Raw genomic sequence first — 5,062 nt, 5'->3', positions numbered from 1 at the left:
CCACGCCCTGCGGGCGCGGGGGGAGGGGAGCGGAGGCGCCTCGACTCGGCCGGATCCTGAACGGCACGCGATGGGCCGTTCACGGAGCGGCCTTTTCCCCTCCCCCCGCTCGCGAAGCGAGTGGCGGGGAGGGGTCGGGGGTGGCGGGCCGGTCTTGCACCGACCGCTCGCCGCCTCGTCCTGACGGCCCGGTCAGCGCTTCAGCATGGCGCTGCCGTAGAGGCCGGTGGGCTTGATCAGCAGGATCAGCAGCATGATGGCGAACGGGGCCATCTGGGCGAGCGGCGCGTAGACCAGCGAGCCGATCGACACCACCTGGCCGACCAGGAAGGCCGAGATGAACGTGCCCTTGATGCTGCCGAGGCCGCCGATGATCACCACCATGAAGGCGAAGGCCAGCACCTCGAGCCCCATGTCGGGCGACACCATGATGAGCGGGGCGTGCAGCCCGCCGGCCAGCCCGGACAGGCCGCCGGCGATCACGAAGGTCAGCGTGAACAGCCGGTAGACGTTGATGCCGAGCCCCTCGACATGCTCGACGTCCTCGATGCCGGCCCGGATCGCCTTGCCGATGATGGTCTTGTTGAGGAACAGCCAGATGCCGGCATAGACCAGCAGCGCCACCAGCACGACCGTGATCCGGTAGACCGGGACCTCGGTGCCGAGGATGTTCCACTGCGCCTCGATCGGCACCGGCACGGGCCGCGGCACCAGGCCCCACACCGCCTTGATGACGCCGATGCCGCCGATCAGCAGGCCGAACGACGTGATCATGCTGAACGTGATGTCGCGGGCATAGATGCGCAGGAACACGAAGCGCTCGACCAGCAGGGCCGTGATCCCGGCGACCGCCACGCCGACCAGCGCGCCGAGCCAGACGTTGCCGATCGCCAGGCTCACCGAATAGGTGAGATAGGCGCCGATCGAGTAGTAGAGGAGCTGGTCCAGGCTGATGATGCGCATCAGGCCGAAGCACAGCGACAGGCCGATGGTCATGAGGAAGAAGATGCTCCCCATGCTGAGGCCGAAGATGACGCCGGAGAGGAGCAGGTGGGGATCGATCATCGGACGTTCACTCCCGTCTCGGCGGCCGCCGGCTTCTCGGCCTGGCGTTCACGCAGGATCCAGCGGCGCAGCAGCGGCTCCAGCGAGCCCCAGATGCCGCGCTCGCCGGCCAGCATCACGAACACCAGGAGGAAGCCGACGATCAGCTCCCAGTTGCCGACCCATTTGCTGATCAGGTCCTTCATGCCGACGAAGGCGATGGAGCCGACCAGCGGGCCGTAGAGCGTGCCGACGCCGCCCAGGATGGTGACGACCACCGGATCGGCGGCGCGCGCCGGGCTCGACATCTCGGGGCTGACCAGCCCCTGGTTGATGGCGTAGAGCGCGCCCGCGAAGGCCGACGTGGTGTTGGCGACGATGAAGGCCATCAGCCGCACGCCGTAATTGCTGTAGCCGAGGAAGCGCAGCTTGTCCTCGTTGGCCTTGGCGGCGAGGCAGCAGGCCCCGAACACCGAGTCGTCGAGATACTTGTAGAGCGCCCAGACACCGAAGGCCGACAGGAAGGCGAAGACCCAGAACTGCTCGGGCCGGGTGATGTCGAGAATCGGCGCGACGTCCATCCGGGTGAGCAGCTCCAGCCCGTTGTCGCCGAACGTGATGCTGGCCAGCACCTTCTGCATCATGAAGAAGACGATGACGGCGAGCGCCAGGTTGACCAGTGCGAAATAGTCCGAGCGCAATCGGACGAACAGCGGCCCGACCAGCGCCGACACCACCAGGCCCGCCAGGATGCCGCACACGATCCCGACATACGGGTTGGTGCCGAAATAATAGAGATAGAACGCCGTGCCGTAGGCGCCGACTGCCAGATAGGCCGGCTGGCCGAACGAGATGAAGCCGACGCGGCCGAGCAGGAAGTTGCAGCCGATCACGTAGATCGCGAAGACGATGATCTCGTTGTTGAAGGGCAGCGGCAGCAGGACGCGGAGCACGATCAGCAGCCCGAAGGCCACCAGCAGCCCCGACCACCATCTCAGGACGTTCATCGTGGGATACCTCGTTCGATCGTATGGTGCCGCGGACCGAACGGTCCGCGGTCGTCCTGGATCAGAGATACGGCTCGCAGACCTCGGGCGTGATCTGCTCGCGCTCGGTGAGCTCGGCCATCAGCCGGCCCTCGTTGAGCGCGTAGATCTTGTCGGCGATCGCGCAGATCATCGGCAGGTTCTGCTCGACGATGACCAGCGCGGCGCTCTTGCGCAGCTCGCGGAACACGTCCTTGAGATGCGACACGATCGACGGCGCGAGCCCCTCGGTCGGCTCGTCGATCAGCAGCAGCTTCGGCCTGCCCAGGATGGCGCGGCCGATCATCAGCATCTGCCGCTCGCCGCCGGACAGCCAGCCGGCCTTGCGGTCCATCAGGACCTTGAGCTTGGGAAAGAAGACCAGCACCGGATCCCAGTTGTAGTCGCCGGACGCGTAGGAGCCGAGCTCGAGGTTCTCGCGGACGGTGAGATCCGAGAACACCTTCTTGTCCTGCGGCACGTATTTGATGCCCATGCCGGCGATCGCGAAGGCGGTGCGGCCGACCAGGTCGACGCCCTCCGACGTGATGGTGCCGGCGCGCGGCTGCAGGAAGCCGGCGATGCTCTTGAGCAGCGTCGACTTGCCGGCGCCGTTGCGGCCGACGCAGCCGACCACCTGCCGCTCCTGCACGGCGATCGAGACGTCGAACAGGACCTTGGATTCGCCGTAGGAGGCGTCGAGGCTCTGGACCTGGAGAATCTGGTTGCTCATGACGCGACGGCCTCGCCTTCGCCGGCCTCGGTGGCGATCTGCCAGTAGCTCCGCCGCACCTCGGGGTGGCGGAGGCACTCCTCGCAGGGCCCCTCGGCGATCACCCGGCCCTCGTGCATGACGGTGAGCCGCTGCAGGAAGTCCTGCACGTGGGAGAGCTTGTGCTCGACGATCAGGATGGTCTGGCGCCCGACCCGCGCCTTGAGCACGTCGAGCAGCATCTTGATCTCGGATTCGGCGAGGCCGGCGAGCGGCTCGTCGAGCAGCAGCAGCGAGGGATCGGCCAGGATCGACATCGCGATCTCCAGCCGGCGCTTCTCGCCGAGGCTCAGATTCTTGACCACCCGGTTGCGGATGTCGCCGAGATTGAAGGTCTCGAGGATCTCGAGGATCTTCGGCGCGTTGCGCCGGCTCTTGCAGGTGTTGAAGAACAGCGCCAGCAGCGACGGCTTCTCGTAGGCGCGGTAATAGGACAGAACCAGATTGTCGACGACTGTCAGACTGTCGAAGGTCGCGGTGAGCTGGAACGTCCGCATCATCCCGAGATCGACGCGCTTCTCCGGCGGCATCCGGGTGACGTCCTGGCCCTTGAAGACGATCCGGCCCTCGTCGGGCGGGTAGTAGCCGGTCAGCAGGTTGAAGAAGGTGGTCTTGCCGGCGCCGTTCGAGCCGATGATGCCGGCGACGTCGAACTCGCGCAGCACGAAGTCCACATGGTCGACGGCGACGAGGCCCTTGAAGCGCTTGGTGACGCCTTCCGCCCTGATGATCTCGGCGCGCGGGTCGGTACTCACGTTGTCCCTCGTTTCTGATCACCCCCGGCGGCGAGGCCGCCCGCAGGCCGGAGCGAGTGGGGAATGGAAGCCGGCGAGGCGGCCGGCCTCCGCGCAGTGTCGGTGCCGCGAGCGGGCGCGGCGAGAGCTTCGACGCCCGAGAGCAGCGGCGCCGCAGGATCGGGATCGCAGGAGCCGGGCGCCGGCGACGGCGGCGCCCGGCGGCCGGTGGTCAGTAGCCGAGCGACTTCAGCGGCGGCAGGATCGCGTCGCCGCCCATCGAGCCCTGGACCGCGAACAGGTCCCACTCGTTCTTCTGCTCGCCCGGGCCCTTGCCCTTGACCAGGAAGGCGCCGTACTTGAACGCCGCCTGATGGTCCTCGCGCCAGGTCGCCGGCCCCTTGACGGAGTCGAACTTGCCGCCGTTGGTCATCAGCGCGGCCGACACCTTGGTCGCGTCGAACGACTTCGACTGCTCGAAGCCGCGGAACATCTCCATGTAGGCGATGTAGGCGATGGCCGCGTAGGCGTCCGGCGGATAGCCGTACTTGTCGCGGAACAGCTTGGTGAACTCGGCCGCCTGCTGGGCCACGGCCTGGTCCTCGAAGCCGGCGAGGTCGTAGTAGAAGTAGTGCATGGCGTAGACGCCGGCCAGCGCCTCCGGCGGCAGGCCCTTGGCCACCACGTTGGTGATGAACGCGTTGAAGATGGTCATCTCCTTGTTCAGGCCCATCTGCTGGACCTGCTTGAGGAGCGCCACCGAATCGGCGGCGAACTGCGCCGCGATGAAGACGTCAGGCTTCGCGGCCCGCACCTTCTGCAGAATGGTGGTGAAATCGCTGGTGCCGAGCGAGGCCTCGTCGTAGCCGACGATCTCGGCGCCGTTCTCCTTGGCGGCGGCGTAGACGCCGTCACGGATGTCCCAGCCCCACGAGTCGGAGCGCGCCAGGAAGAAGATCTTCTTCTTGCCGAGCGTCTTCACGGCCTGGGTTCCGGCCATGTAGCCGACCGTCCACGGGCTGTAGGCGGCCGCGAAGGTCGACGGCGCGATCTTGCCCTTCTGGAACGCCTCCTTGGCCTGGACGCAGACCGGGAAGTACGGCATCGGATCGCGCGACACGATGGCGTTGATGGCGTAGGCGAGCGGCGCCCAGGTCTGGCCGCCGACGCCCTTCACGCCTTCCGACACCATGTAGCGATAGCGGCGGACGCCGACGTCGAGCTTGGCCTCGTCGTCATCGACCATGCCCTCGATCTGGACCTTGCCCCACGGCATGTCCAGGCCGCCCTTCTTGTTGATCACGTCGACGGCGAGGAGCGCGCCCTGCTTCTGGGTCTCGGCGACGGCGGCGAACGGGCCGGTCAGCGGCAGCAGGACGCCGACCTTGACCTTGCTCGGGCCGGAGGTTTGCGCCGGCGCCGTTGCGGCCGCATCTGTTCGCGCTCTACGCCTTCAACGCCGAGGTGGCGCGGGTGCGGGACGCCGC

At 67.2% G+C, this 5,062-nt stretch carries 4 protein-coding genes and 2 pseudogenes; 1 reads left to right on the top strand and 5 read right to left on the bottom strand.

Annotated features, from left to right (window positions below; translation table 11 throughout):
* Positions 1-192: 192 nt before the first annotated feature.
* The 5 genes and pseudogenes from CH341_RS27900 to CH341_RS27880 all read right to left on the bottom strand — a co-directional run.
* On the bottom strand, positions 193-1,065 hold the full coding sequence (locus tag CH341_RS27900; RefSeq protein WP_111422283.1) for a branched-chain amino acid ABC transporter permease: 873 nt from the start codon (positions 1,063-1,065) through the stop codon (positions 193-195).
* Entirely contained in the window at positions 1,062-2,051 is a 990-nt protein-coding gene (locus tag CH341_RS27895; RefSeq protein ID WP_111422280.1) for a branched-chain amino acid ABC transporter permease, read from the bottom strand. The genes CH341_RS27900 and CH341_RS27895 overlap by 4 nt, the downstream gene beginning before the upstream one ends.
* 61 nt (positions 2,052-2,112) lie before the next feature.
* Positions 2,113-2,802 carry an ABC transporter ATP-binding protein gene (locus CH341_RS27890; protein WP_111422278.1) on the bottom strand — a complete coding sequence of 230 codons (690 nt, stop codon included), beginning with the start codon at positions 2,800-2,802 and terminating at the stop codon, positions 2,113-2,115.
* Positions 2,799-3,596, bottom strand: a complete 798-nt coding sequence (locus CH341_RS27885) for an ABC transporter ATP-binding protein (protein ID WP_111422275.1) — start codon at positions 3,594-3,596, stop codon at positions 2,799-2,801. Before CH341_RS27885 ends, CH341_RS27890 begins: the two co-directional genes overlap by 4 nt.
* A gap of 211 nt (positions 3,597-3,807) precedes the next feature.
* Positions 3,808-4,956, bottom strand: a pseudogene (locus CH341_RS27880) (ABC transporter substrate-binding protein); the annotation flags it as partial.
* Positions 4,957-4,988: 32 nt separating this feature from the next.
* Between CH341_RS27880 and CH341_RS36530 the strand changes: the two are divergent.
* A pseudogene (locus CH341_RS36530) lies at positions 4,989-5,062 on the top strand (hypothetical protein); the annotation flags it as partial.

This window comes from Rhodoplanes roseus (assembly GCF_003258865.1).
Classification (GTDB): domain Bacteria; phylum Pseudomonadota; class Alphaproteobacteria; order Rhizobiales; family Xanthobacteraceae; genus Rhodoplanes; species Rhodoplanes roseus.
This window is presented reverse-complemented; position numbering and strand designations above follow the sequence as displayed.